Origin of the sequence: Herbaspirillum sp. Sphag64 (genome assembly GCF_014192645.1) — a bacterium.
Classification (GTDB): domain Bacteria; phylum Pseudomonadota; class Gammaproteobacteria; order Burkholderiales; family Burkholderiaceae_D; genus Herbaspirillum.
Genome location: NZ_JACHYE010000016.1, coordinates 62,264 through 87,829 on the forward strand (window position 1 = coordinate 62,264; position 25,566 = coordinate 87,829).

Annotated in this window: 21 protein-coding genes and 2 pseudogenes; 6 read left to right on the forward strand and 17 right to left on the reverse strand. The window is 52.8% G+C overall.

The window, feature by feature from the left end; all coding sequences use genetic code 11:
- Positions 1–301: 301 nt before the first annotated feature.
- The 3 genes from FHW66_RS18735 to FHW66_RS18745 form a co-directional block, all read right to left on the reverse strand.
- Positions 302–1,597 carry a Glu/Leu/Phe/Val dehydrogenase gene (locus tag FHW66_RS18735; RefSeq protein WP_183381351.1) on the reverse strand — a complete coding sequence of 432 codons (1,296 nt, stop codon included), beginning with the start codon at positions 1,595–1,597 and terminating at the stop codon, positions 302–304.
- A 374-nt stretch (positions 1,598–1,971) separates the two neighbouring features.
- The gene (locus FHW66_RS18740; protein WP_183381352.1) at positions 1,972–2,943 is read right to left on the reverse strand and encodes a LysR family transcriptional regulator; all 972 of its coding nucleotides are present in this window, start codon (positions 2,941–2,943) and stop codon (positions 1,972–1,974) included.
- Positions 2,944–3,021: 78 nt separating this feature from the next.
- The gene (locus tag FHW66_RS18745; RefSeq protein WP_183381353.1) at positions 3,022–4,878 is read right to left on the reverse strand and encodes an ABC transporter ATP-binding protein/permease; all 1,857 of its coding nucleotides are present in this window, start codon (positions 4,876–4,878) and stop codon (positions 3,022–3,024) included.
- Between the two features lie 173 nt (positions 4,879–5,051).
- Here FHW66_RS18745 and FHW66_RS18750 point away from each other — a divergent pair, with 173 nt between their 5' ends.
- Entirely contained in the window at positions 5,052–5,471 is a 420-nt protein-coding gene (locus FHW66_RS18750) for an acyl-CoA thioesterase (protein ID WP_183381354.1), read from the forward strand.
- 103 nt (positions 5,472–5,574) lie between these two features.
- On the opposite strand, the gene FHW66_RS18755 is transcribed toward FHW66_RS18750, so the two are convergent.
- The 9 genes from FHW66_RS18755 to FHW66_RS18795 all read right to left on the reverse strand — a co-directional run bounded on the left by FHW66_RS18755 (position 5,575) and on the right by FHW66_RS18795 (position 16,390).
- Entirely contained in the window at positions 5,575–6,366 is a 792-nt protein-coding gene (locus FHW66_RS18755) for a MetQ/NlpA family ABC transporter substrate-binding protein (RefSeq protein ID WP_183381355.1), read from the reverse strand.
- A gap of 55 nt (positions 6,367–6,421) precedes the next feature.
- Positions 6,422–7,084, reverse strand: coding sequence for a methionine ABC transporter permease (locus tag FHW66_RS18760; protein ID WP_183381356.1), 663 nt, complete (start codon positions 7,082–7,084; stop codon positions 6,422–6,424).
- Complete coding sequence (locus FHW66_RS18765; protein WP_183381357.1) at positions 7,081–8,091, reverse strand: ATP-binding cassette domain-containing protein; 1,011 nt, start codon at positions 8,089–8,091, stop codon at positions 7,081–7,083. The genes FHW66_RS18760 and FHW66_RS18765 overlap by 4 nt, the downstream gene beginning before the upstream one ends.
- 203 nt (positions 8,092–8,294) lie before the next feature.
- The gene (locus tag FHW66_RS18770; protein WP_183381358.1) at positions 8,295–9,977 is read right to left on the reverse strand and encodes a long-chain-fatty-acid--CoA ligase; all 1,683 of its coding nucleotides are present in this window, start codon (positions 9,975–9,977) and stop codon (positions 8,295–8,297) included.
- A 263-nt stretch (positions 9,978–10,240) separates the two neighbouring features.
- Complete coding sequence (locus FHW66_RS18775) at positions 10,241–12,367, reverse strand: molybdopterin-dependent oxidoreductase (RefSeq protein ID WP_183381359.1); 2,127 nt, start codon at positions 12,365–12,367, stop codon at positions 10,241–10,243.
- Between the two features lie 103 nt (positions 12,368–12,470).
- Entirely contained in the window at positions 12,471–13,535 is a 1,065-nt protein-coding gene (locus tag FHW66_RS18780) for an ABC transporter ATP-binding protein (protein ID WP_183381360.1), read from the reverse strand.
- Positions 13,532–14,512, reverse strand: a complete 981-nt coding sequence (locus tag FHW66_RS18785) for an ABC transporter ATP-binding protein (RefSeq protein WP_183381361.1) — start codon at positions 14,510–14,512, stop codon at positions 13,532–13,534. Before FHW66_RS18785 ends, FHW66_RS18780 begins: the two co-directional genes overlap by 4 nt.
- A 2-nt stretch (positions 14,513–14,514) precedes the next feature.
- Positions 14,515–15,411: an ABC transporter permease gene (locus tag FHW66_RS18790; protein WP_183381362.1), complete on the reverse strand. Its 897-nt coding sequence runs from the start codon at positions 15,409–15,411 to the stop codon at positions 14,515–14,517.
- Position 15,412: 1 nt separating this feature from the next.
- Positions 15,413–16,390, reverse strand: coding sequence for an ABC transporter permease (locus FHW66_RS18795; RefSeq protein ID WP_183381363.1), 978 nt, complete (start codon positions 16,388–16,390; stop codon positions 15,413–15,415).
- 186 nt (positions 16,391–16,576) lie between these two features.
- Here FHW66_RS18795 and FHW66_RS18800 point away from each other — a divergent pair, with 186 nt between their 5' ends.
- Positions 16,577–17,770, forward strand: coding sequence for a M20 aminoacylase family protein (locus FHW66_RS18800; protein ID WP_183381364.1), 1,194 nt, complete (start codon positions 16,577–16,579; stop codon positions 17,768–17,770).
- 92 nt (positions 17,771–17,862) lie between these two features.
- On the opposite strand, the gene FHW66_RS18805 is transcribed toward FHW66_RS18800, so the two are convergent.
- Positions 17,863–18,669, reverse strand: a complete 807-nt coding sequence (locus FHW66_RS18805) for a DUF3047 domain-containing protein (RefSeq protein WP_183381365.1) — start codon at positions 18,667–18,669, stop codon at positions 17,863–17,865.
- Positions 18,670–18,708: 39 nt separating this feature from the next.
- Positions 18,709–19,683 carry a LysR family transcriptional regulator gene (locus tag FHW66_RS18810; protein ID WP_183381366.1) on the reverse strand — a complete coding sequence of 325 codons (975 nt, stop codon included), beginning with the start codon at positions 19,681–19,683 and terminating at the stop codon, positions 18,709–18,711.
- Positions 19,684–19,884: 201 nt separating this feature from the next.
- Here FHW66_RS18810 and FHW66_RS18815 point away from each other — a divergent pair, with 201 nt between their 5' ends.
- The 4 genes from FHW66_RS18815 to FHW66_RS18830 all read left to right on the forward strand — a co-directional run bounded on the left by FHW66_RS18815 (position 19,885) and on the right by FHW66_RS18830 (position 23,776).
- Positions 19,885–21,057, forward strand: coding sequence for a fumarylacetoacetate hydrolase family protein (locus tag FHW66_RS18815; protein ID WP_183381367.1), 1,173 nt, complete (start codon positions 19,885–19,887; stop codon positions 21,055–21,057).
- A 31-nt stretch (positions 21,058–21,088) separates the two neighbouring features.
- A complete protein-coding gene (locus tag FHW66_RS18820; RefSeq protein ID WP_183381368.1) occupies positions 21,089–21,844 on the forward strand; it encodes an SDR family oxidoreductase in 756 nt (251 codons plus the stop codon).
- 231 nt (positions 21,845–22,075) lie between these two features.
- Positions 22,076–22,969 carry an SMP-30/gluconolactonase/LRE family protein gene (locus FHW66_RS18825; protein ID WP_183381369.1) on the forward strand — a complete coding sequence of 298 codons (894 nt, stop codon included), beginning with the start codon at positions 22,076–22,078 and terminating at the stop codon, positions 22,967–22,969.
- Positions 22,970–23,227: 258 nt separating this feature from the next.
- Positions 23,228–23,776 carry an acyloxyacyl hydrolase gene (locus tag FHW66_RS18830; RefSeq protein ID WP_183381370.1) on the forward strand — a complete coding sequence of 183 codons (549 nt, stop codon included), beginning with the start codon at positions 23,228–23,230 and terminating at the stop codon, positions 23,774–23,776.
- 154 nt (positions 23,777–23,930) lie between these two features.
- On the opposite strand, the pseudogene FHW66_RS18835 reads toward FHW66_RS18830, so the two are convergent.
- The 3 genes and pseudogenes from FHW66_RS18835 to FHW66_RS18840 all read right to left on the reverse strand — a co-directional run.
- Positions 23,931–25,069 (reverse strand): annotated as a pseudogene (locus FHW66_RS18835) (IS3 family transposase).
- A gap of 76 nt (positions 25,070–25,145) precedes the next feature.
- Positions 25,146–25,259: an integrase core domain-containing protein gene (locus FHW66_RS21290; protein WP_370543502.1), complete on the reverse strand. Its 114-nt coding sequence runs from the start codon at positions 25,257–25,259 to the stop codon at positions 25,146–25,148.
- Positions 25,208–25,456: pseudogene (locus FHW66_RS18840) on the reverse strand (IS3 family transposase); the annotation flags it as partial. The gene FHW66_RS21290 and the pseudogene FHW66_RS18840, both read right to left, overlap by 52 nt.
- Positions 25,457–25,566 lie beyond the last annotated feature (110 nt).

Below are 25,566 nucleotides of genomic sequence, written 5' to 3' on the forward strand. Positions count from 1 at the left end.
GAATTCGCACTTTGGAGGCGTATGACTAGCCCCACCAAGCCAGAGACAGCATCGATGACAAACAACGACTGCCAAGCAAACTCGCTGCCCGGCTCTGACGGGGTGAAAAATATGAGATTGTGTTTTTGCGTTGTGTAATCAAGCCTGATCGTCTATGCGATGCATGGCCCAACATGTCTCCTCCATTTACAGCTGCACTCACGCGACACAAGGGGGGACGCATGAGTTTTTCAGTCAATGAGGACGCGGTCTTCGTTATATTTTTGTGGACCGCCGTCCTCGGTGCAACTAGATCAATGCATCATGGATAGAGACCGCGCATTTCACGGGCTTGCAACACACGTGTGCAAGCAACAATAAACGCAGCCGTCCGCAATGACACCTTCTTTTCATCAGCCAGTTGCCACACCGCCGCGAAAGCTTCGCGCATGATGCGTGTGAGGCGAACATTGATTTCGTCTTCGGTCCAGAAGAAACTGGAGAAGTCCTGCACCCATTCGAAATAACTGACCGTCACACCACCAGCATTGGCAATCACATCAGGCACGATCAATACACCCTTATCGCGCAAAATATCGTCTGCTGCAGGGGTCGTAGGACCGTTGGCACCTTCGAGGATGATTTTTGCGCGGATGACTCCCGCATTGGCTTCAGTGATTTGCTGCTCGAGTGCAGCAGGCACCAGAATGTCGCAATCGGTAGCCCAGAACTGGGCACGATCCGCGACCTCGTCTGCGCCCGGGAAGCCGGCAACACTGCCATGCTGAGCAACGTAGGCCTGCAACGCCGGCACATCCAGCCCGCTAGCGCGAACCACGGTAGAGATATGATCCTGCACCGCTACTACTTTAGCACCTGCTTCAGCAAACAGACGCGCGGCGATACCACCTACGTTACCAAAACCCTGCACTGCGACACGCGCATCCTTGATATCGAGATTACGCTTGGCAGCAGCTTCGCAACCAACCACAAATACCCCGCGACCGGTCGCTTCATGACGTCCCAGGCTGCCGCCCAAAGAAATGGGCTTGCCAGTCACGACGCCAGAGGACGTGCTTCCCTGGTTCATGGAATAGGTGTCCATCATCCATGCCATGATCTGCGAGTCAGTATTGACGTCCGGCGCCGGAATATCCTTGTTAGGGCCAATAATGATGCCAATTTCGCTGGTGTAGCGGCGGGTCACGCGCTGCAATTCGCCGCGGGACAAAGTACGTGGATCCAGGCGAATACCGCCTTTGGCGCCACCGTAGGGGACATTGACAGCCGCGTTCTTGACGGTCATCCAAGCCGACAATGCCATCACTTCGGACAAGGTCACGTCCTGGTGGAACCGCACACCACCCTTACCAGGACCGCGCGAAGTGTTGTGCTGAACGCGGTACCCCTCAAAGTGAGCGATACTGCCGTCATCGCGTTCAATCGGTACATCAACCACCAAAATACGCTTTGGACGCTTGAGTGTTTCTACCCAGCGCGCCAACGACCCGAGGTAGGGAGTGACACGATCAATTTGTTCGAGGTAGACGCCCCATGGACCGATGCCATGTGGAGTAAGGTAGGAAGGTACTTCGTGCTTGACTGGTTCGTTTGACATGATGCAATCACTCCTTTGGTTCGCCATGCTTGCGCAAGATTGGTCGAGGCCGCCACAAAATGAAAAATGCAATCAAAACTATCGGCAAACTATCCTACTCCTTCAACCGCGAAAAACAGAGAGGACAGCAACTGCCTGTATGCATTTCAGTCATCTGCAATCGGAGGCCGGCTTATGCCAACCCGGGATGTTGACGCAAAGCCACAGCGCGTCGCGCTGCACTGGCATTTATCGTCATACCCGCCATCGATAGCGACGCCATCGTATGCAATGGCTGCAGCTAACGCTAATGCTTTGTGCGCATGCAACTATGCATTACACGCATAACCTTGAAATTTGACGCTAAGGAGAATAAGACTGAGGAGGAATGATTTTTATCCGTTCCTGCCAGCCCTCTTTGCGCGCGCCTCAACATCCTTGCGTTTCTCATCTTGCTCGAGCAGGTAGTCCCACAGTCTTGACACCAATACCTTGCCAGTGCGCTGGGCGGTAGGTCGCTCACGATAGAGCCGAATTTCCATTTCCACTTCCCAGTCTCCGTTGGCACCATCAGCCCTCGCCAACTGCCTGTTGCGTACCTCGCGCAATACCGAAGACTCAGGCAAGAATGCGACACCATGCCCCTCCAGCGCCATCATCTTGAGACTTTCCGACATATCGGTTTCGTAACGTTTTTCGAGATGTAAGGGGCTCTTGGCGTCCGTCAGAATCAGCTCCACCATCCGTCCCAGATAAGCATTCGGCGTATAGGACAAAAATGGCAACGGCGCCTTGCTGTTGCCAGGAAAAACAAAATCCGGCTTGCCGGTACGGTCACAGCGCGCATAGGGACGAACACTTTCTCGTCCCATCACGAGCATGTCGTAACGACTGGAGTCAAGTTGCACCGGCTGCCGGGGATGGTGATAGCAGAGCAACAGATCACATCCACCATCAACAATGGTCATGACAGCATCATGTACATTCAAGGCAATCAGCCGTGTATTGAGCGGTCCGAAACCTGATTCCAGTGCACTCAGCCATTTGGGGATGTAGGTCAGCGACAAGGTATGGGGCACAGCGAAGTCAACCGTAGTCTGTGCCGCCGGGCGCTTGCCGCGCAACAAGGCACGCGTGTTGTTGATCTGCCCCAACATCTCCACCGCCTGCTCGTAGAATACTTCACCTGCCGCAGTCAAGCGGGTTGGATAGGAGGTCCGATCAATCAGATCGGCACCCAGCCAGGCCTCCAGCGATTGAATCCGACGTGAGAATGCAGGTTGCGTCACATGCCGTAATTCAGCCGATCGACTGAAACTATGTGTTTCTGCCAGGGAGATGAAGTCTTCCAGCCATTTGGTTTCCATGCCTACTATTCCGTCTGAGTGAAATGCCACATGTCTGAGCACACGTGCCGATGTTCAAAAGATACTGCCAGTCAATGACTACGCCAATTGTCGCATTCCCGCACCTTCCTGTTCGGCATCTTCCTCGTTTTCCGAGAATTGCTGGCGCGCCCACATCTGGGCATAAGTACCTTCATTAGCCAGTAATTGCGCATGAGTACCGCGTTCGATGATGCGGCCCTGCTCCAGCACCAAAATCTGCTGCGCGTCGACAATGGTCGAGAGTCGATGCGCAATGATCAGCGTGGTACGGTCCCGAGCGATTTCCCGCAACTGCTCCTGAATTGCCTGCTCGGCCTTGGAGTCCAACGCAGAAGTTGCTTCATCAAAAATCAACAATGCTGGATTTTTCAATAAGGTTCGGGCAATCGCAACACGCTGCTTTTCACCTCCGGACAACTTCAGGCCACGCTCCCCCACCATCGTGCCGTAACCATTCGGCAATGACTCGATGAAATCATGGATGTAAGCTGCCTTGGCTGCGGCAACAATATCGGCTTTGCTGCTGCCAGGCTTACCGTAGGCGATGTTGTATTCGATCGTATCGTTGAAAAGGACCGTATCCTGCGGCACGATACCGATCGTGCTACGCAACGACGTCTGCGTTACGTTACGCAGATCCTGACCGTCAATCGTAATACTGCCCGCATTCACTTCATAGAAACGATACAGCAGCCGAGACAGCGTCGACTTTCCTGATCCGCTATGCCCGACCACCGCGGTCGTGGTACCTGGCGGAATCTCGAAACAGACATCGAACAGGATTTGACGATCAGGCTCATAACTGAAGTCGACGTGCGCAAAGCTGACCTGCGCACCACGCACAGCCAAGGGTCTGGCGTGCTCGGCATCGGCAATCTCACGATGCTGATTGAGCAATGAGAACAGCCGCTCCATATCGGCCAGACTTTGCTTGATTTCCCGATAAATCACACCCAGAAAATTCAGCGGAATGTAGAGCTGAATCATGAATGCATTGACCAGCACCAGATCCCCTAACGTCATCTTGTGATCCATCACGCCTTGCGTGGCACGCCACAGGATCAAGGTTACCCCAATGGCAATGATGGCAGACTGGCCCGCATTGAGCAGCGACAATGATGACTGCGATCTGACCGCCGCCGATTCATAGCGCTGCAAACCTTCGTCATAGCGTTGCGCTTCGAACTCCTCATTACCGAAATATTTGACCGTTTCATAGTTCAGCAAGGAGTCGATAGCACGCGTATTGGCACGCGAATCGAGCTCATTCATGGTCCGTCGAAAATGGGTGCGCCATTGCGTCACCGTAATCGTAAAGACGATATACAGGACGAGAGCCGAGGCCGTAATGATGCTGAACCAAATGTCGTAGTGCAGTACCAGGTACACCAGTACCAGACTGATTTCAATCAAGGTCGGGAGGATGCTGAACAAGGCATATTGAACCAGGGAGGCAACCCCTCTGGTGCCACGTTCGATGTCTCGCGTCATGCCACCGGTCTGACGATTGAGATGAAAGCGCAGCGACAAGGCATGCAAATGACGAAACACCTGCAAGGCAATCGTGCGCATCGCGCGTTGCGTGACTTTGACGAAAACCAGCTCGCGCAATTCGGTAAATACGGTCGCGCCAAGGCGCAAGGCACCATAGGCAAGCAACAACGCCAGTGGCAAAACCAGCAAACCCTGAGGATGTGCCGGCGAAATCGTCAGGCGATCCACCAGTTGCTTGAGCAACAGTGGCACACCAATATTGCTTAACTTGGCCCCGACCAGAAAGAGCAACGCGAGCGAGACGCGCCATTTGTAATTCCACAGGTAAGGAATCAACGTTCGGATCGTCTCCCAGTCACTATGCAAGGAAGCCGTTTTACTGCTCGGCGATGGTTCTGAAGAATTTGAATATCTGCGCATGGGGAAAATGAACCAAAATTAAGCGGGAACCCAGACAAGAACAGGCACTAAGGCCCGCAGTCCGGTAAACTCCAGAGACCGCATTTTCTGTTCGGACCTGCGCATTATAAAAGCGAAGCTACTCTTCGTACGGCGCCCGACCAACTTACCGCATTGCACCAGAAAGGACCGTCATGTCATCCTCAGACTACTCTTCACTGCCAGCCGGCAAGGTACCGCATCTCCGCGTCATGCCGATGCCTTCCGATGCCAATGTTTATGGTGACGTCTTTGGTGGCTGGATCATGGCGCAGGTCGACATTGCCGGATCGTTACCGGCGACACGGCGTGCGAATGGCCGTGTAGCAACCATTGCCGTGAATTCATTTTTATTCAAACATCCGGTATTTGTGGGCGATCTTCTGTCTTTTTATGCGGACATCATCAAAGTCGGCAACACGTCGATTACCGTCAATGTCGAGGTTTATGCTGAGCGTAACCGCCTGCAGGCAGAGATCGTCAAAGTGACCGAGGCCACGTTGACCTATGTGGCCACTGACGAAAACCGCAAACCGCGCAGCCTGCCCCCCCTGGGTCCGGGTGAGTCGATTTGATCGTCATGGCAATAAAAAAAGCCGCTCAGTTTGCACTGTGCGGCCTTTTTGCTGATGAGGCGACTAGTCCTGCAACCACCTCAGACCAGTTGTTCCAACCTCATCAGAATGCAGGAACCACTGCACCCTTATATTTTTCTTCAATGAATTTCTTCACTTCAGGGGAATTCAAAGCTGCGGCCAGCTTCTTGATGGCATCACTGTTCTTGTTATCGTCACGTGCAACCAGCAGGTTTGCATACGGTGAATTGGCATCTTCGATGAACAGGGAATCCTTGATCGGATTGAGTTTGGCTTCGATTGCGTAATTGGTGTTGATCAGCGCCACATCAACCTGGTTCAACACGCGTGGCAATGTCGCCGCTTCCAGCTCGCGGAATTTCAGATGCTTCGGATTATCGACGATATCTTTTTGTGTCGCCGAGATATTGCTTGGGTCCTTCAGCTTCAACAAACCATTGCGTGCCAACAACAACAACGCGCGGCCCGAATTCGAAGGATCGTTTGGAATCGCAATCGTAGCGCCGTCAGGGATGTCCGCTACCTTCTTATACTTCTGCGAATAAGCTGCGAACGGCTCCACGTGAACCTTGGCAACGGGAACTTCGAGATCGTTCTTATGGCTCTTCTTGAACTCATTCAGATAGGGTTGGTGCAGGTAGTAGTTACCATCGACCTGTTTTTCATTGGTTTGTAGGGCCGGTTGAATGTAGTCGGTAAATACCTTGATTTGCAGATCAACACCTTCCTTGGCCAATATTGGCTTGATGAATTCCAGAATCTCGGCATGCGGCACCGGCGTTGCAGCGATGACCAGCTTTTCTGCCGCTTGCGCGCCAGCAACTCCGAAGTAGGCCAGCGACGCGGCCAGCAGCAGGGATAATTTACGTGACATGTGAAACTCCTTTTCTTGAGGTGACTTATTTAAAATTGAATGACGAATACACTCTTTATTTACGCGTGAAATGCTGTACCAGACGATCGCCAAAGAATTGCAGCAACTGCACCAGGACCACCAGAATTGCGACCGTCACGATCATCACTTCTGTCTGAAAACGCTGATAACCGAAGCGAATCGCCAAGTCTCCAAGACCGCCGCCACCGATCACTCCGGACATCGCCGCGTAAGACATCAGCGTGATGGCAGTGATCGTGATGGCAGCCAGCAAACCCGGAAGTGCTTCTGGCAACAGCGCGCCGAAAATGATCTGATACGTCTTGGCACCCATCGCAGTACAGGCCTCCAACACGCCGCGATCAATCTCACGCAAGACGTTTTCCACCAATCGCGCAAAAAATGGTGCCGTGCCAATGACCAGCGGAGGAATCGATCCCTCCACGCCAAGCGAGGTTCCAACTAGCAGCAAGGTCACAGGAATCATGACGATCAGCAGAATCAGAAACGGTACTGAGCGCAGCACATTGACCACCAACGATAGAACCAGATAAACGCCACGCTGAGCCAGTAACTGATTGCGCCCGGAGAGGAACAACAGGATCCCCAGCGGCAATCCGATCAAGACCGTAAACAGCAGCGACAACCCGGTCATCGTGAGTGTCTCGAGCGTTGCCTGGCCAATATCGCCCCAGTCGACAACAGAAAAATCGATCATGCCAACACCTCGTGATGAATCGCGTAACGCTGAAATTGAGAAAACACTTCCTTGATAGCGACATCGCTACCGGATAGCTCCACCAGTAACTGCCCGTAAGGCGTGTCCTTAATGCGCGAGATAGTGCCTTGCAAGATCGTAATGAGTGCCTCGGTCTGGGCAATCACCTGATTCAGAATTGGTTGATACGTGATGTCACCAACAAAAGTCAGGCGCACCAGTTTGCCTTTGAAGCCGGCTGTATCAAGATTGTTATCGGGATCAAAGGCGTGGCTCTCTGCGACCAGCTTCTGGGTGACAGCATGCTGCGGACGCAAGAACACATCGACCACTCGCCCGCTTTCCACGATCTGGGCGTGATCAATAACGGCAACGCGATCGCAGATGCTACGAATGACCTGCATCTCGTGCGTGATCAATACGATGGTCAAATCCAGTTTGCGATTGATATCAAGCAGCAGACGCAGAATCGCCTGTGTTGTCTCCGGATCCAGCGCCGAAGTGGCCTCGTCGCACAAGAGCACCTGTGGGTAGTTGGCAAGTGCACGGGCAATCCCCACGCGTTGCTTCTGCCCACCTGACAGTTGCGAAGGATATTTGTCGCCATGCTGGGTCAGGTCAACCAGATCAAGTAGCTCGGCAACCCGTTGCTGGCGTTGCTCCCGACTGTACTTGCCAGTGATTTTCAACGGCCAGTCGATATTTTCCGCAACCGTTTTGGCGCTGAGCAAATTGAAATGCTGAAAGATCATCCCGATACGCTGACGTAGCTTGTGCAATGCGGTGCTATCGAAGGCAGTGATATCTTCATCATCAATGAAAATCTGCCCCTGGGAGGGACGCTCCAGCAGATTGAGGGTGCGAATCAGGGTACTTTTGCCTGCACCCGAACGACCAATAATGCCAAAGATCTCGCCTTTATTGATGTGCAGGTTGATATCGGAAAGCGCTGTTATTTCTCGGCCGGCGGTAGGGTAACTTTTTTGTAAATGGGAGATGCGAATCACGGTAAGCCGGTATCTAAAATGGTGCATTCACTATAACAGTGCGCCTTTAGATTCCGAACTTATAAATAGTTTGATAGTAATGCAAATTGGTAATAACAAAGGCGTGTACGCTTATCTCACGACAACACTCATAGTCGGTGCATAAAAAAAGCGACTGAATGCAGTCGCTTTTCGGTCGATACGCTTACTGAAGCAAAGAGAATTTATGCAGCCTTCTTTTCGTCACGTAGTTCGCGGCGCAAGATCTTACCCACGTTGGTTTTCGGTAATTCATCGCGGAACTCGATGAATTTGGGCTTCTTGTAACCCGTAAACTGCTCCTTGCAATAACTCATCAATTGTTCGCTGGTGAGCGCCTTGTCCTTGCGCACCACAAATAATTTGACGGCTTCACCAGATTGCTCGTCAGGTACGCCGACACAGGCACATTCGAGCACGCCGGGATGCTGAGCAATCACGCCTTCAATTTCATTGGGATAAACGTTGAAACCAGAGACCAGAATCATGTCCTTCTTGCGGTCAACGATGCGAGTGTAACCGCGCTCATCCATGATGCCGATATCACCAGACTTGAAGAAACCATCGGGCGTCATGACCTTTGCAGTTTCATCCGGACGATTCCAGTAACCTGCCATCACCTGCGGCCCGCGAATGGCGATTTCGCCTGACTGACCCAACGGTACCGGTTGGCCATCATCGTCGAGAATCGCAATCTCGGTCGATGACAATGGCAGACCAATGGTGCCTGTATATTCGCTGATAGTGCAGGGATTGGCACTAGCAATAGGAGAAGTTTCTGACAGGCCGTAACCTTCGATAATCGGGCAGCCAGTCACCTTCTTCCAGCGATCAGCAACAGCCTTTTGCACTGCCATGCCACCAGCCACGCAGCAACGATAATGAGAAAAATCGAGCTTCGCGAAATCCGGATGATTGAGCAAAGCGTTATAAAGCGTATTGACCGCCGGGAAGGTATTGACATCGTACTTTCCCAACTCCTTGATGAAGCCAGGAATGTCGCGCGGATTAGGAATCAGCACATTGAGCGCCCCCTCACGTATCCCCAACATGTTGCATACCGTCAGCGCAAAGATGTGATAAAGCGGTAAGGCACAAATGAATACCAGCTGATCGGTTTTAGCCCCTTGCCGAATCGATGGCATCAACCATTCCTCAGCTTGCAAAATGTTAGCCACTACGTTGCGATGCGTAAGTACTGCGCCTTTAGCTACCCCAGTAGTCCCACCGGTGTACTGCAAAAAGGCGACATCATCATGCGTCAATGCAACAGGCTGCCGTTGTCGACCTGCACCGATGGCGATGGCTTTCTTGAAACTGATCGCACCAGGCAATGAGAATTCCGGCACCAGTTTCTTGACACGACGGACCACAAAGTTGACCAGTGCGCCCTTGACCGTACCGAGCAACTCCCCCATGCTCGCGACCACAACGTGCTTGACGCTGGTGTGGTCGATCACCTTGGCCAGCGTACCGGCGAAATTCTCCAGCACAAAAATGGCTTCGGCACCGGAATCTTTGAGTTGATGCTCCAATTCACGTGGCGTGTATAAAGGGTTCACATTGACCACCGTATAACCAGCACGCAGCACAGCAGCAATCGCAATCGGATATTGCAACACATTGGGCATCATGATCGCCACGCGCGCACCCTTTTTCAGAGTAGTGCTCTGCAACCAGGCAGCCAGTGCGTCCGAAAAGCGGTCGACCTGGCGGTAAGTCAGCGTCTTGTCCATGCAGGCATACGCCTTGCTGTCGGCATGTTTGATGAACGCTTCGTCAAGCAATTGCACCAGTGAACCGTAATGGCTGGGGTCAATCTCGGCCGGGACGCCTGCGGGGTAATTTGCAAGCCAGAATTTATCCATGATGTTCCTTTGTCTCCGATTCAAAGCGGCAACGACCGCATTGTCAATTTGTTGGCGCGCGAAAAAAAGCACGGTTGTGTTTTTATTTATCGCAAATGCTATCCACCTATCCGGCACAGAGCAAGTATTTTCAGGAAATTTCTCGAACTTCCTCGTTCACATCGACTTTACCCATTAGAACCGACGGTTCGCACGCATATATTAAAAATATAACATTTCCAAAAGGAAATTTTCGCAAACCTCTTTACTACCTCCGGATTCTGTCAAACAGGGATCGTATAGGCTTCCACTTCGACCAGTACATCATAAAACGTCGGCGCCTTCCCCATATCAGTGAGACGTTGACTAGTCACTTCATTGGCATTTTTGCCGTCAGCAGCAAACTTCTTCCACCAGATCGACAAGCCGACAACCAGCCCAACGCGCGCCTTGGGTGTCACTCGCGCCTTGGCAAGCATGCTGCCCCGATCATTGAAAATCCGAACCGTTGCGCCATTGATAATGCCACGTTCGGCAGCATCGTCAGGATGTATATCGAGATGCGGCTCACCTTCCGTATCACGCAAACTCTGAACATTTACGAAAGAAGAGTTGAGAAAATTTCTGGCCGGCGGCGATATCATTGCCAGCGGATATTTGGCGGCAAGGTCCGGATTACTATCCCGAGACTCGTAGGGAGGAATATACGTTGGCAATGGATCATAGCCATCAGCGAGCATGTTTGCAGAGTAAAACTCGCATTTCCCGGAGGGAGTACCAAAGCCGCCATCAGCAAACGGGGCGGCCGCGATATTCAAGCGTTGCCAGCCAGTTTCCTTGAGCTTCTGCCAGTCAAAATCTGCAGCACGGGGATGATTGCGATCAAACGCCTGCGCTGCAATGTCGTCGTCGCTGTCACGGAAACACGCCTCCTCAAATCCCATGTGCGCAGCCAGCAGACGGAAAATTTCCGCATTCGATTTGGCCTCGCCCAGAGGGGCGATTGCTGCATTGTTGGCCATCATGTAGACATGACCGTAAGTCGAATGAACATCGACATGCTCAAGCTGCGTAGTCGCCGGCAAAAGAATATCCGCGTAATCGGCAGTGTCCGTCTGGAAGTGCTCCAGTACCACCGTAAACACATCCTCGCGAGCGAAACCCGCAACGACCTTAGCAGACTCAGGGGCGACCGCAACCGGGTTGGCATTGTAGACAATCATCGCTTCGATTCGCGGGCCGAACTCGGCACTTGTCGGACGCAACAGATCATCGCCGATGGTACTCATATTGATGGTACGCGGCGGCAAGCCATGCCGCCCAGCCAGATCTGGTCGCTGCAGAAATTGGGTGTTCTTGGGGAATGAATCCGAGGTAGACAATTGCATGCCACCACCGGCTTTTCGCCAGGCACCGACCAAGGCTGGCAGACAGGCGATATTGCGCACCGCCATGCCACCACCGCGTACACGCTGCAAACCATAATTGGCACGAATCATGGTGATCTCGCCGCGCTGCGCTGCGCTACCGTAATCACGCGCGAGTCCCTCCACTTCGGCAACAGTGATGCCGCAGATTTCAGCAACGCGCTCTGGTGGCCATTCCGCAGCACGCTGCTGCAATGCCTCAAAGCCCAGCGTATGCCGAGAAATGTAGTCTTTATCAAGCAAATCTTCCTTGATCAGCACATGCATGATTCCCAGTGCCAACGCGGCGTCAGTACCCGGCAACAAGGCAATGTGCTGATGACATTTGTCGGCGCTGAGCGAGCGGTAGGGATCAATGGCAATAATCTTTGCCCCACGCCGCTTGGCTTCTTGTACACGCATCCAGAAATGCAGATTGGAGGCAATCGGATTCCCTCCCCACAGAATGATCAGGCTCGCGTTTTGGACGTGTTCGGTATCAGTGCCAAGCCGCGTCCCCAAGGTATAGCGATAACCGGTGCCTCCTGCAGAGGCGCAGATAGTTCGATCCAGCAACGATGCGCCGATCCGGTTAAAGAAACGCATCGACATCGACTCGCCCTGAACCAGACCCATGGTGCCAGCATAGCTGTACGGCAATATCGCACGCGGATCTTTCTGCACAATTTCCTGCAGCCGTGCAGCGATAGTGGTGAGCGCCTCATCCCAGCTGATCTGGACAAACTTACCTTCCCCTTTGTGGCCAACACGCTTCATTGGATGGAGCAAACGCTGCTGGTGGTAAGTTCGTTCGGTGTAGCGGGAGACCTTGGTACAAAGTACTCCCGCCGTTGTCGGATGATCCGGATCGCCACGCACTTCGGTGGCAATGCCCTCTTTCACGGTCACCAGCAAAGCACAGGTATCAGGACAGTCATGCGGACATGTTGCGCGCACGAGCACAGGTTCGGATGCAATGGGAATGATGGGGGCGACAGCAGTCATGGCAAATAGGAATCGAGCGGTAAGGCCAATACTTTATCGTAAAACACGTCATTTTTTACGATAAATCCTGACCCACCGCACGTGCTTGACCACGTCCTGTCGATTACTGCTGCTCGTTCAAATGGCAGGCTGAGAAATGTCCAGACGCAACTTCGCGTAATGCTGGCCGCTCGGAACTACAACGCGCCATGGCATGCGGGCAGCGCGGATGAAAATGGCAGCCCGTTGGCGGATGTAATGGCGAAGGAATTTCTCCCTTGACCGCGAAAAACGTTGCCTTGCCAGCTTGCAGTTTTGGAGCCGATGCGAGCAGTGCCTGGGTATACGGGTGATTGGCGACGCCAAACACGCTCTTGGTTGGCGCTGACTCCACCACACGCCCAAGATACATAATGACCACCCGGTCAGAAATATGCTGAACGACACCCAGGTCGTGGCTGATAAACAGATAGGTCAAATCCAGCTCATCGCGCAGTCGCATGAACAAATTCAAGACCTGTGCCTGAATCGACACATCGAGTGCCGCAACGGCTTCATCGCAGACCAGAAATTCCGGCTTGACGGCTAGCGCCCGAGCAATCCCGACGCGCGCACGCTGACCACCTGAAAACTGATGCGGAAAGCGCCGCAGCATATCGCCGCTGAGACCAACACGTTGCAGCAGATCGGCGACGTAGTCGTTCTGACCGGCACGATCAACCAAACCGTGGACACGCGGCGCTTCACCAACAATATCGGCGACCCGCAAACGCGGATTGAGCGAGGCATAGGGATCCTGAAACACCATCTGGATCGCTAACTGTCGCGCCTGTCGCTGCGCTGCAGGAATCGTGTCCAGGTCCTCCCCCTGCCACAACCGCTGCCCGGATGACAGGCTGTGCAAACCGGTCACCATTCGCCCCAAGGTCGACTTGCCACAACCTGACTCACCCACCAGACCGACGACTTCGCCACGCTGAATGTGCAGACTGACATCATCAACGGCATGCACAATTTCTGGCTCCAACTGCTTGCCAAACGCGCGCGTGAAAAGATTGGCAGTCTTGGCAGCAGCATCAAGTGGTTTGACAAATCGCTTGCTAACCTCACGCAGTTCCAGCAATGGCGATGCCTGCTGCTGCAGACTCTGTTGACCGACAACTTGACTCGAATCGGGGTGAGTAGTCATAGAGTCGCACATAACTCAACCTCCATTGGATGAAAACAACGCAGGCTGCGCCCATCGAGCTGACGTGTCTCCGGAATCTGGGAACACGCAGCGCTGGCATTGCCGCAACGGTCACGGAATGCACAACCGTCAGGCAGTTTCAGTAACGAAGGTGTGCTGCCAGCAATCTGGTGCAACGGCTGCCCTGCTGCATTGCGTGACGGTGCTGATGCAATCAGTCCGTACGTGTAGGGGTGGCGTGGCTGACGCAAGACCTGCTCTACCGTACCGTTCTCGACGATGCGCCCGGCATACATCACGCTGACGGTATCGGCCAGACCTGCGACAACGGAGAGGTCATGGGTGATCCAGATCAATGCTGTGCCGGTTTCACGACAAAGCTTTTGCATCTCGAACAGGATCTGACCTTGTATCGTCACGTCCAGTGCTGTCGTCGGTTCGTCACAAATAATCAGGTCTGGACGGTTCAGTAACGCAATAGCAATCGCAACACGTTGCCGCATGCCACCCGAAAACTGGTGAGGATACGAGCGCAACCGCTCATCCGGCGCAGCAATTCCAACCCGCACCAGCGCATCACGTGCCAGCCCCAACGCCGTCGCTTTGCTGACGTTCTGATGTGCAAGCACCGCCTCGACCATTTGGGTATCGATGCGCAAGACCGGATTCAGGGTCATCATCGGATCCTGAAAAATCATGGCGATCCGGTTACCACGAATCTGACGCATCTGCTCTGCACTGGCTTGCCGCAAATCCTGACCATTGAACAGCACGCGTCCACCAACTACTTCACCCGGCGGATCGATCAAGCCCATGATGGAATAGCCGGTCATTGACTTGCCGGAACCCGATTCGCCCACCAGGCCCATGACCTCGCCGGGAGCGATGCTGAAGGACACATCATTGACCGCACGCGCGATACCGCCACGTGAATGGAACTGCGTCTGCAGATTTTCTACCTGTAAGGTCGGGGTCATGATTACTGTCCCTGCAAGCGCGGATTGAGTACGTCGCGCAATTGATCGGCTACCAGATTAATGGCGACCACCGTAAGCAACAATGCCACACCCGGAAAAAAACTGATCCAGTATTTGCCCGACATGATGTATTGAAAACCATTCGAAATCAGCAAGCCAAGAGAGGGCTCCGTTACCGGCAATCCCAAGCCGAGGAAAGACAAGGTCGCCTCCAGTGAAATCGCCGACGCCACCTGCAGGGCAGCAATCACGATCAGCGGCGGCAGGCAGTTCGGCAGCAAATGACGGAACATGATGCGCAACGGTGATAACCCCAGCAAGCGTGCGGCCTCGATATATTCCTTCTTGCGCTCGACCAGCGCGGTGCTGCGGGTAGTGCGTGCATAGTAGGCCCACTGCACGGTCACCAACGCAATGATGATCTTGTCGACACCACGCCCAGTCAGAGCCAGCAGTATCAAGGCCACCAGGATCGGCGGAAACGCCAGTTGAATGTCAGCAAGTCGCATGATCAGCGCCTCCACGCGTCCACCCACATATCCGGCCAGCAAGCCCAGTGTCAAACCAATCGCCAATGCGATCACGGTACTTGTCACACCGACGAGTACCGAAATACGCAGACCGTACAAAATCGCGGATAACATGTCGCGGCCTTGGTCATCAGTACCGAGCACATAAGTCAGACCATCCATGGATGCTTTGCCCGGCTCAAGGCGTGAATCCATGATGTCCAGATGCTCAAGATCATAAGGATTCTGTGGCGATACGACTGGCGCAAACAACGCGGCCAGCAAGATCAGCAATAACAGCAGGAAGCCGAGTGTGGCCAATCGGCTATCAAAATAGGCTTGTAAAAACCGGGTGAAAGGCGTGTTCGCCTCAGCAATTTTCTTGAACATGTCAGCCCTTTGCCTCCGACAAACGCACGCGCGGATCAAGCAGGGAGTACAAGACATCCACACAGAGATTGAGCATGATAAATATCACCACGATCAGCGACAGAAACGCCACGATGACCGGACGATCCAGCACACGAATTGAATCAATGAGGAGCTTGCCAACGCCCGGCCAGGCAAAGATGGACTCGGTGACGATGGAGAAGGCGATGATTGATCCAAACTGCAACGCTACCACCGTGATCACAGGGATCAGAATATTCTTGAGTACGTGCACGCCAATGATGCGACTGCTACGCAAGCCCTTGGCTCGCGCAAATTTGACGTAATCCTGCAACAAAGCTTCTTGCGCGCCGGCACGGGTGAGACGAATGATTAGTGCGATATTGAACAAAGCAAGATTGAGTGCCGGCATCATCAGATGCTTGACGCCATCCCAGCTGAGAAAGCTGACAGGAACACCGAACAACAGGCTGGTCTCACCACGACCGCTACTGGGTAACCAGCCCAGCTGAACCGCAAACAACATGATCATCATCAGGCCAACCCAAAAAGTCGGGAGCGAAAAACCAAAAATGGAAACGGTCATGATGGTCTTGCCAACCCAGCTGTGTGGTCGCAAGCCAGCCAACAACCCTAGTGGCAGGCCGACGACGACCGCAATCAGAATTGCACTCACCGCCAGTTCCAGAGTCGCCGGCAAGCGCTCGAGGATAAGGCCCAGAGCCGGTGTCGCATAGACGAAAGAGCGTCCCATATCGCCAGCGATGGCATTCTTGATAAAGAGGAAATATTGTGTCCACAGCGGCTGATCGAGTCCAAATGCGGCGATGACACGGGCACGCTCGATCTGATCGGCATCGGCGCTGATCAGGATGTCGATGGGGTTGCCGATGGCGTACACGCTGACGAAAACCAGCACGGACATCAATAGCAGAACGGCAACGCTTTGCACACAACGTCGAATGATGAAAACAAGCATAAGGCTGGCGATTGGCGGCTAATGTGAGTAAATAGGACTAAAAACATACATTCTCAAAAACAAGCGAGAATGATGCATAAATCGTGCTAGACAAGCAACAACATTTAGCGAACCGCTTTCCAACCCGAAGTAATATAGACTGTAAGGCAATTCGGCATGTAAATTGCCGCCAGCGAGGCCCGTATCATGAAATTAATTGACCCTATTGTTCAGTTTCACGCAGAAATCCAAAAAATCCGCCGTGATATTCACGCGCACCCGGAACTTCGCTATGAGGAGGTACGTACTGCCGACATCGTCGCGCAGAAACTGACCGAGTGGGGTATCCCGATCATCCGTGGGCTAGGCATCACTGGTGTGGTCGGCATCATCAAGGGTGGCGACAGTCCGCGCGGTATCGGCCTGCGTGCTGATATGGACGCCCTGCCCGTGCCAGAACTCAATACCTTTGCACACGCATCGCGTCACGCAGGAAAAATGCACGCCTGCGGTCACGACGGGCACACCGCCATGCTGCTGGGAGCGGCGCATTACCTGTCACAGCATCGCAACTTCGACGGCACTGTCTACGTCATTTTCCAGCCGGCCGAAGAAGGCGGCGCGGGTGCAGAGCGGATGATCCGCGATGGCCTGTTCGAACAGTGCCCGATGGAAGCCGTATTTGGCATGCACAACTGGCCCGGCATGCAGGCAGGTCAGTTTGGTGTCACGCCCGGCCCGATGATGGCCTCAAGCAATGAATTTGAAGTGACGGTCAAGGGCAAGGGTTCGCACGCGGCGCAGCCACATAAGAGTAGCGACCCGGTCATGACTGCAGTGCAGATTGCGCAAAGCTGGCAAACCGTTATTTCGCGCAATACCAATCCGAACGATGCAGCCGTGCTGTCGATCACCCAGATCCATGCGGGCAGTGCGACCAATGTGATTCCCGACAGTGCTCAGCTGATCGGAACCGTGCGTACCTTCAGCACCGAAGTGCTGGATTTGATGGAGCGCCGGATGGAAGCAATTGCCTCACATACTGCGGCAGCATTCGATGCAGATATCAAATTTGACTTCCGGCGCAATTACCCTCCTTTGGTCAACCATCCCAAGGAAACTGCATTTGCAGTTGATGTGCTCACAGCTATGGTCGGTGCAGAAAACGTCAATGCAGATATTGAACCAACCATGAGCTCGGAAGACTTTGCCTTCATGTTGCAGCACAAGCCGGGTTGCTATGTCTTTATCGGTAACGGCGAAGGCAGTCATCGCGACGGCGGGCACGGCCTTGGTCCGTGCAATTTGCACAATCCAAGCTATGACTTCAACGATCATCTGTTACCTATCGGTGCCAGCTATTGGGTGCGCCTGGCAGAAGCCTTCCTGAAAAAGCCGTAATCCACCAGGGATTCCGTGGCACACGTAAGGTCTCTGTTTGCGGCCGAGCCTGTGCCACGGACTGACTCCCTGTCGGTCTCGCCGAATTCTGATCAGTGCAGGTGCGGATTTGATAACAGGTGAATATCACCGTACCAGGCTTCTACTTGTTCCTCGGTATTGTCGGTATCGGTCAACACGCCAATCGCGATCAGCCGTCCTGGCTCCTCGCCAAATACCTTGATGTAATCATTGACGATATTGCGCTCATAAGTGACCCATTTACCAACATTGTTCGGGCCACTTTCAGCAACGAGCATCTGTATGCGTCCGGTTCGTGTATTCGGAATCACGGTCTCTTCAGGAGCCTTGTTTTCCCAGATGTACATCAGCGTGGCATAAGGGAATTCGTGTCCGGACACCAGTTTGGCAGTATCAAACAGGATGCTATCCATAAAGGACAGCTTGCTCTTGTCTCCATCGAAAGCCAGCACAATACGCACTGGTGAATCTTCAGTCTCACGTTGCGTATTGTCGGCGGTCTTGATCAGGCTGGCGGCTTTCCAGCTCCAGCTCAGCCAGGGCTGTTGTCGGGGATCAATATTGACAGGATGGCGCAATCCAGATGATGCCTTGTCAGCATAGGCATGCAGTACCGTACGCTGGAGTGCCGGATCTTCGACCAGATTGTATTGCGTCGCGGGTTTCTTGCGCATCAGGATCAGCGGCTCCCATCCGGACGGCAATCCATGCGCAGGATTAGTGGAAAACAATGCCAGTGGCTGTTCCTTCACAACCGGTTGTGCAACGCTGGCAACCGGTTGCGGCATCGATGTGCATGCCGTGAGCAGCAGCAACGCAGTTAGGGAGATCCATTTTTTCAGTTCAACTCGGAGAAGTTGCTTGGTACTTGACGTCATACAAATGACTTTCTTGGTACAAGAATACGCGATCAAAGATCAGCGCTGTTGATGCAGAATATGGATAAACATTTTTGCTATGGAGGATAGCGTGGCGTTTTTCCGGGTCACTATGCCATAGGGCTCGACACAGGTTTTGAGCGCAACCGGCAAGATGCGCAACATTCCTTTGGCAGCAAAGAAGTCGGCATTATCACGCGGCATCACCGCAACCATTCCCGATTGCGCGAGTAAAGTCACCGTCATGAACGACGAGGCGGTTTCAATCGCATTGCCAGGAATCCGTAGTCCTTCTAACTTGAACTCGTGCTCGATCCATACCCGCATCGGCAAATTGCTGGAATACAGTATCCATGGCGCATGCAACAGATCGTGCAGACTGACCTTCTGGGCTTGCGCCAGAGGATGATCAACGCCGGCCACAATGCACATAGCCTCATCCCATAGCATGTCGATCTGATAGATCTGCGGCTGGGGACTGACCATTGAGCGCCCAATCATCAATTCGATGCGCCCCTGATCCAGCAAGGCTAGCTGCCGAGCGCTGCTATCCTCCACAATTTCGATCGAGACCTCGGGCTGCACCACGTGCAGGCGAGCAAGTGCACGAGCAACCAGCGACGCGGCACCGGCAATTGTACCGATTGCGAGCCGCGCGCCTTGCCCTGTGAGCATCCCTTGCAATTCGTGGTGCAAGTTACTGACATCACTTTGAATCACTCGCGCATAACGGATCACACAACGTCCTAACTCGGTCGCTTCGATTCCCCGCGAAGAACGATCAAAGAGGATCAAGCCGAGGGCATCCTCAACTTCATGCAACGCCTTGGTGGCTGCCGGCTGGGTCATGTGCATGACTTCTGCGGCCTTGTGCAAAGAGCCCTGCTCGTCGAGTGCAGTCAGCAGGGCCAGTTGCTTGAGGCGAAGCCGGCCAAGAATGGCGGCCACCGATGGCAATGCCACCTGCGCTTGCTGCAAATGGTTATCACCCGATGAAATAAGCTCATTAGACATCACAAAAGAAGCCTCTTATAGTCAAAACACAAGACACTAATGCTAACGCATCCATACCCATGCGTATGCAAATAATGTACAGGAGACTAGCAATGGCCAGGATGAATTCGCTCCCTGGCATATCGATTTGTACACCTGAGCCATTGTGTACAAGGCAGTTCCCTGTGATAACAAGATCCACTTCTACCTTCGGAGCAAAATATGACATCAGTAGTCAGTCAATTTGATTTCTTGCCGTACGATCATGAACACGCATTGCTGATCGGACGCATCTGGCAGCCCGAGCTGGGCCCCGTGCTAGTTTGCATCCGAGGTGACGGCGTCTATGACCTGAGCGCGATTGCGGCAACCTCAAGTCAATTGTTCGAATTGGAAGCACCTGCAGCCGCGATCCGGCAAACAACGCTGCCCTACCTGACGTCGCTTGATACATTGCTGAGCAATGCGGCTGTTGCCACACGCGACCTGTCACAACCCTGGCTGCTGGCGCCAATTGATCTTCAGGCAGTCAAGGCAAGCGGTGTCACCTTTGTCGCCAGCATGCTGGAACGTGTTATCGAAGAGCAGGCACGCGGTGACGCTGGAAAAGCGGAAGCAATCCGGGCGGCAATCACTGCCGTCATCGGAGACAATTTATCGAACGTGATTCCAGGCTCTGAAGCCGCAGCGACGCTCAAACAAGTATTACTGGCACAGGGTGTCTGGTCACAGTATCTGGAAGTGGGAATCGGACCAGACGCGGAGATTTTCACCAAAGCGCAGGTACTTTCTGCCGTGGGGCTTGGCGATGAAGTGGGTATTCATCCCAAGTCCGCGTGGAATAATCCTGAGCCAGAGATCGTTCTGGTCATCAACAGTCGCGGTGCCGTAATTGGAGCAACGCTGGGCAATGATGTCAATCTGCGCGATTTTGAAGGCCGTAGCGCCCTACTGCTTGGCAAAGCCAAGGATAACAATGCCTCATGCGCCGTGGGTCCGTTCATTCGCCTCTTCGATAGCAAATTCTCGATGGAGGATGTGCGACGTGCCGAGCTATCAATGCAGGTTGACGGGAAGGAAGGATTCTCGCTCAAAGGGAGCAGTTCGATGTCAATGATCAGTCGCGATCCGCTTGAGTTGGTCAAGCATGCCATTGGACCTCATCATCAGTACCCGGATGGCTTGGTCCTTTTTCTCGGCACCATGTTTGCCCCGACTCAGGATCGCCTCGGGCCGGGCCAGGGATTTACGCATTTGGTCGGCGATATCGTCACGATCAAGACACCCGCCCTTGGTTGCCTGGTGAATACGGTCAATTTTACCGATCAGATTGCACCGTGGACTTTTGGCATTACCGCCTTGCTCAAGAATCTCGCGCAACGCCAACTTTCCTAAATTTCGTACACTTCGTGAAGGAACCTACGCTATGACCAATTCTTCTGGCCGCCTCTCCAGCAAAGTCGTGTTAATCACTGCCGCTGCGCAAGGAATTGGCCGCGCTGCAGCAGAGCTGTTTGCGCGGGAAGGTGCGCGTGTCATTGCTACCGACATCAACCCCGATCATCTCGCAAGCCTTGAAGGCGTGCAATGTAAGGTACTCGATGTCACCGATGCCGCTGCAATCAATAAGCTGGTTGCTGAAATTGGCAACATTGATGTGTTGTTCAACTGTGCGGGCTATGTGCATGCTGGTAGCATTCTTGAGTGTGACGACAAGGCTTGGGACGTCTCTTTCAATGTGAATGCGCGGTCCATGTTCCATACTATCCGAGCCGTATTACCGGGCATGCTGGCCAAGAAATCCGGTTCAATCGTGAACATGGCTTCTGCGGCATCCAGTGTGAAAGGGGTGGCGAACCGATTCGCCTACGGTGCAAGCAAAGCAGCCGTAATCGGACTGACGAGGTCCGTGGCGGCCGACTTTGTTTCTCAAGGAATTCGATGCAATGCCATCTGTCCGGGGACCATAGAATCGCCGTCACTGCATCAGCGAATTGCTGCACAGGCAAGTGAAAGCGGCAAGAGTGAAGACGACGTGCGGCGAGGGTTCGTTGCTCGGCAACCAATGGGCCGAATAGGCAGGGCTCAGGAGGTTGCGGCGCTGGCGCTGTATCTTGCCTCGGATGAATCATCCTTCACTACTGGTGCGATTCACATGATCGATGGTGGCTGGTCGAACTAACCCAGCGACGTAACATACGCAGTACAGCAATGTAGTTTGCTACATAGAGAAAATGAAATTGGTGTCAGATTATTGTTACATCGATCCTTGGCTAAGCGATTCGAGAATCTTCTCAGTGTCGTACGGAATTTTCAGAATAAGCACATTGTTCTGGTTGGCGGAATAGGCATAATACTGACTCTAAGCCCCCTTTTTTTGGTGGGCTACTTTCTGTCAGATGGGACATAGCGTATGACTAACGGTGATTTTCAAGTCGCCTTCGACCAACCGATGCAATTGGGCGAATGTCCTTTGTGGCATCCTGCTGAAGGGGCTGTATATTGGATCGATATTCCTGGACAAGCTGTACACCGATTACATGAAGCAAGCAAACATCATAGGGCCTGGGAGTTGCCTGGTGAACCCGGCTGTATCGCCATTCATGAAAATGGCGGCTTGGTAGTAGCGCTGCGACAAGGCTTGATGCATCTGGACACCAATGCGGGCACTCTTTCGCCGATCACACCGGCTCCTTACGACACAAGCAAGCTTCGCTTCAATGATGGTCGTTGCGACGCAGCAGGTCGCCTCTGGACAGGCACCATCTACGAGCCGAAGGATCGCGAAGCAGCAAGCCTGTATTGCTTCGCACGTGGAATGCTGCGCGATGCCGAGCATCCAGTCACGACCTCAAATGGCGTTGCTTTCAATCGGGATCAGACGCTTCTGTATCACGCCAATACCCCCGCGCACAGGATCGATGTCTATGACTTTGACTTGAGTAGTGGGATGACGCGCAACAAACGCTTGTTCCATGCCTTCGACAATGACAAGACTGCACCCGATTACGGCGGTCGCCCAGACGGGGCTGCAGTCGACAGCGAAGATGCGTATTGGTGTGCCATGTTTGAGGGCAGCCGGATTGTCCGCTTATCGACCAGCGGCGAAATTCTGCAGTCCATACAGGTACCCGCTCGCTGTCCGACAATGATTGCCTTCGGAGGAGAAGACTTGCGAACGCTGTACATTACCAGTGGTCGAAAAGGACGTAGTGAAGCCGAGCTTGCTCAATACCCTCTTTCCGGTTACCTACTATCGATACGCATCGATGTGCCTGGACTTATTGAGTATTCCTACAAAAGCTGAGTAGACACATTACTCCTGTGGGTGTTCTGTTTCATCGAAATAAAATATGCACCGCAGTATTGATATGTTGATAAAACCATATCGGCTAGGTGGTTACATACAACGAATCGGGAGTATTTACAGGGTGCGTCCGACGCAGTTTGTTTCGATATGAGAAAATAACGAATGGTTTATTTTTTGGCAAATCTGGGCGTTGTTTCAGATACTTGTGGCCATAAATACTTGGTTTATATTTAACGCGTATATCATCGTAAATCTATGTTACTTACAAAAAACACTCTCAAATTTGCACTCGCAGCTCTGGCATTGGTCGGTCTGCACTCACCGAGTTATGCTGTAGACTCGACCTCAGTTGAAGTCGGTGGCGGTGAGAAAGTGCAGCTCTTGCGCCTAGGTGCGCAATGGGACTGGAAGAACGTCGCGTGGTGGCAATCAAATGGTACGCATATTGGTGGTTACTGGGATTTATCCGTTGCTGAATGGCAAGAAAATAAATATAACGATACAGATAGCCAGAGACGTTTCACTAATATCGGCTTTACGCCGGTTTTTCGCTTCCAACGCGATGACAAGCGTGGTTTTTACGTAGAAGGTGGTGTTGGCGTAAATCTCTTCTCAGAACTGTATAACAATAATGGCAAGCAATTATCGACCGCCTTTCAATTTGGCGACCATATCGGTGGTGGTTATGTATTCGCCAATGGTGTCGATGTGGGCATCAAGTTGCAGCACTTTTCCAACGGCGGGATTAAAGAACCAAATGGTGGTCAGAATTTTGCAGTCTTGAAAGTCGGTTATCACTTCTGATAATTCGGAGCGCATGAATAAAAAACCGGCTATATGTCGTAATGCCGTTCAGTTAAAACTGAACGGCATTTTTGTTTGAGTAGTTATAAACGTGGGGCGAGGCTGTTAACCTGCGTCTCTATGTTTGATGACGCGATTTGACTCTAGCCCAAAATCAGTACCGGTCCAAAGTGGAAATTTCAGGCTCTTCAGGGGTGGCCGTATCGGCCGGGATGACGCGTTGGCGGGCGAATTCCGTAGGTATCATCCATTGCAATGTGAAGTGAGGGCGAGCCTCGTTATAGTACTCGCGCCACTCCTTCATTTTGCACGGTGCATCGTCCAGTGACAAGAACCAATGTGCATTGAGACACTCCTCGCGGAAGCGCCGCTTGACCGACTCTTTCTTTGCGTTATCGGTTGATGTGCCAGGATGTGAAAATCAATTTCCACGCCGTTTTCTATGCCCATTTGTCGAGTGCTTTCGATATGAACTCGCTGCCATTATCCGTCTTGATATAGCGCGGCAGCGGACGGTGCAGCGATAACCGTGTGAGTGCCGCCACGACATCCCATCCTTTTAATGAGCCATTAACCTCAATTGCCAGACATTCTCTCGTGTAATTATCGACGATGGTCAGCGTGCTCAGACGACGACCATCAAACAATGCATCTGCAACAAAATCCATGCTCCAAATCTCATTGATTGTGCTGACAATCTGCTTTGGCTGACGTAGCCGGGCTGATTTGTTACGTCTTGGCCGCTTGTGCCGTAACGACAGCCCCATCTCTCGATAAATCCGCTCTACACGTTTATGGTTGTCTTTCCAGCCCTCTCGACGCAGCATCACATAAACACGCGGTGATCCGTAATGTACCCGCACATTCGTGATTTCCTGGATCCGCATGGCCAGGCGCTCTGATCTCTGGCACGAGATTCATAGTGATAAACCGAGCGCGATAGCTTCAGTAGTGCACAGGTTTGCCGCTGACTTGCGCCGAAGCGCTGCATCAAATCCGTGATGAGATCCCGGCGTCGGGAGGGCTTTATAGCTTTTCTGATAGGACGTCCTGCAGCATTGCCTTGTCCAGGGACAAGTCTGCAACCAGTCTTTTGAGCTTGCTGTTCTCTTCCTCAAGCTGCTTCAGCCGCCTTACCTCAGAGGGCCCTAAACCACCGAATTTCTTGCGCCAGTTGTAGAACGTCGCGTCCGAAATCCCCATCTTCCGGCACACTTCCTCAACCGGCGTTCCCAGTTCCGCCTGCTTGAGCGCGTAGGCAATTTGTTGTTCGGTAAATTTGCTTCTCTTCACGGCATGACTCCTTCGTTAAGGTCTTTATCATGCCGGATTTTTCTAATTTACAGCGGTACGGTTTTCTGGGAGAGGGTCATTGCAATGTGAAGTGAGGGCGAGCCTCGTTATAGTACTCGCGCCACTCCTCAATTTTGCACGGTGCATCGATAACCGTGTGAGTGCCGCCACGACATCCCCTCCTTTTAATGAGCCATTAACCTCAATTGCCAGACATCCTCTCGTGTAATTATCGACGATGGCCAGCGTGCTCAGACGACGACCATCAAACAATCCATCTGCAACAAAATCCATGCTCCAAATCTCATTGATTGTGCTGACAATTTGCTTTGGCTGGCGTAGCCGGGCTGATTTGTTACGTCTTGGCCGCTTGTGCCGTAACGACAGCTCTCCATCAGCACGGTCACTAACTTTAAATGGGGATACTTTTACGTGGGAAGGTCAGAATCATGCTGTCGGAGCGCGAATTGGTAATGGAAAGTGCAAAGCAAAAAGCC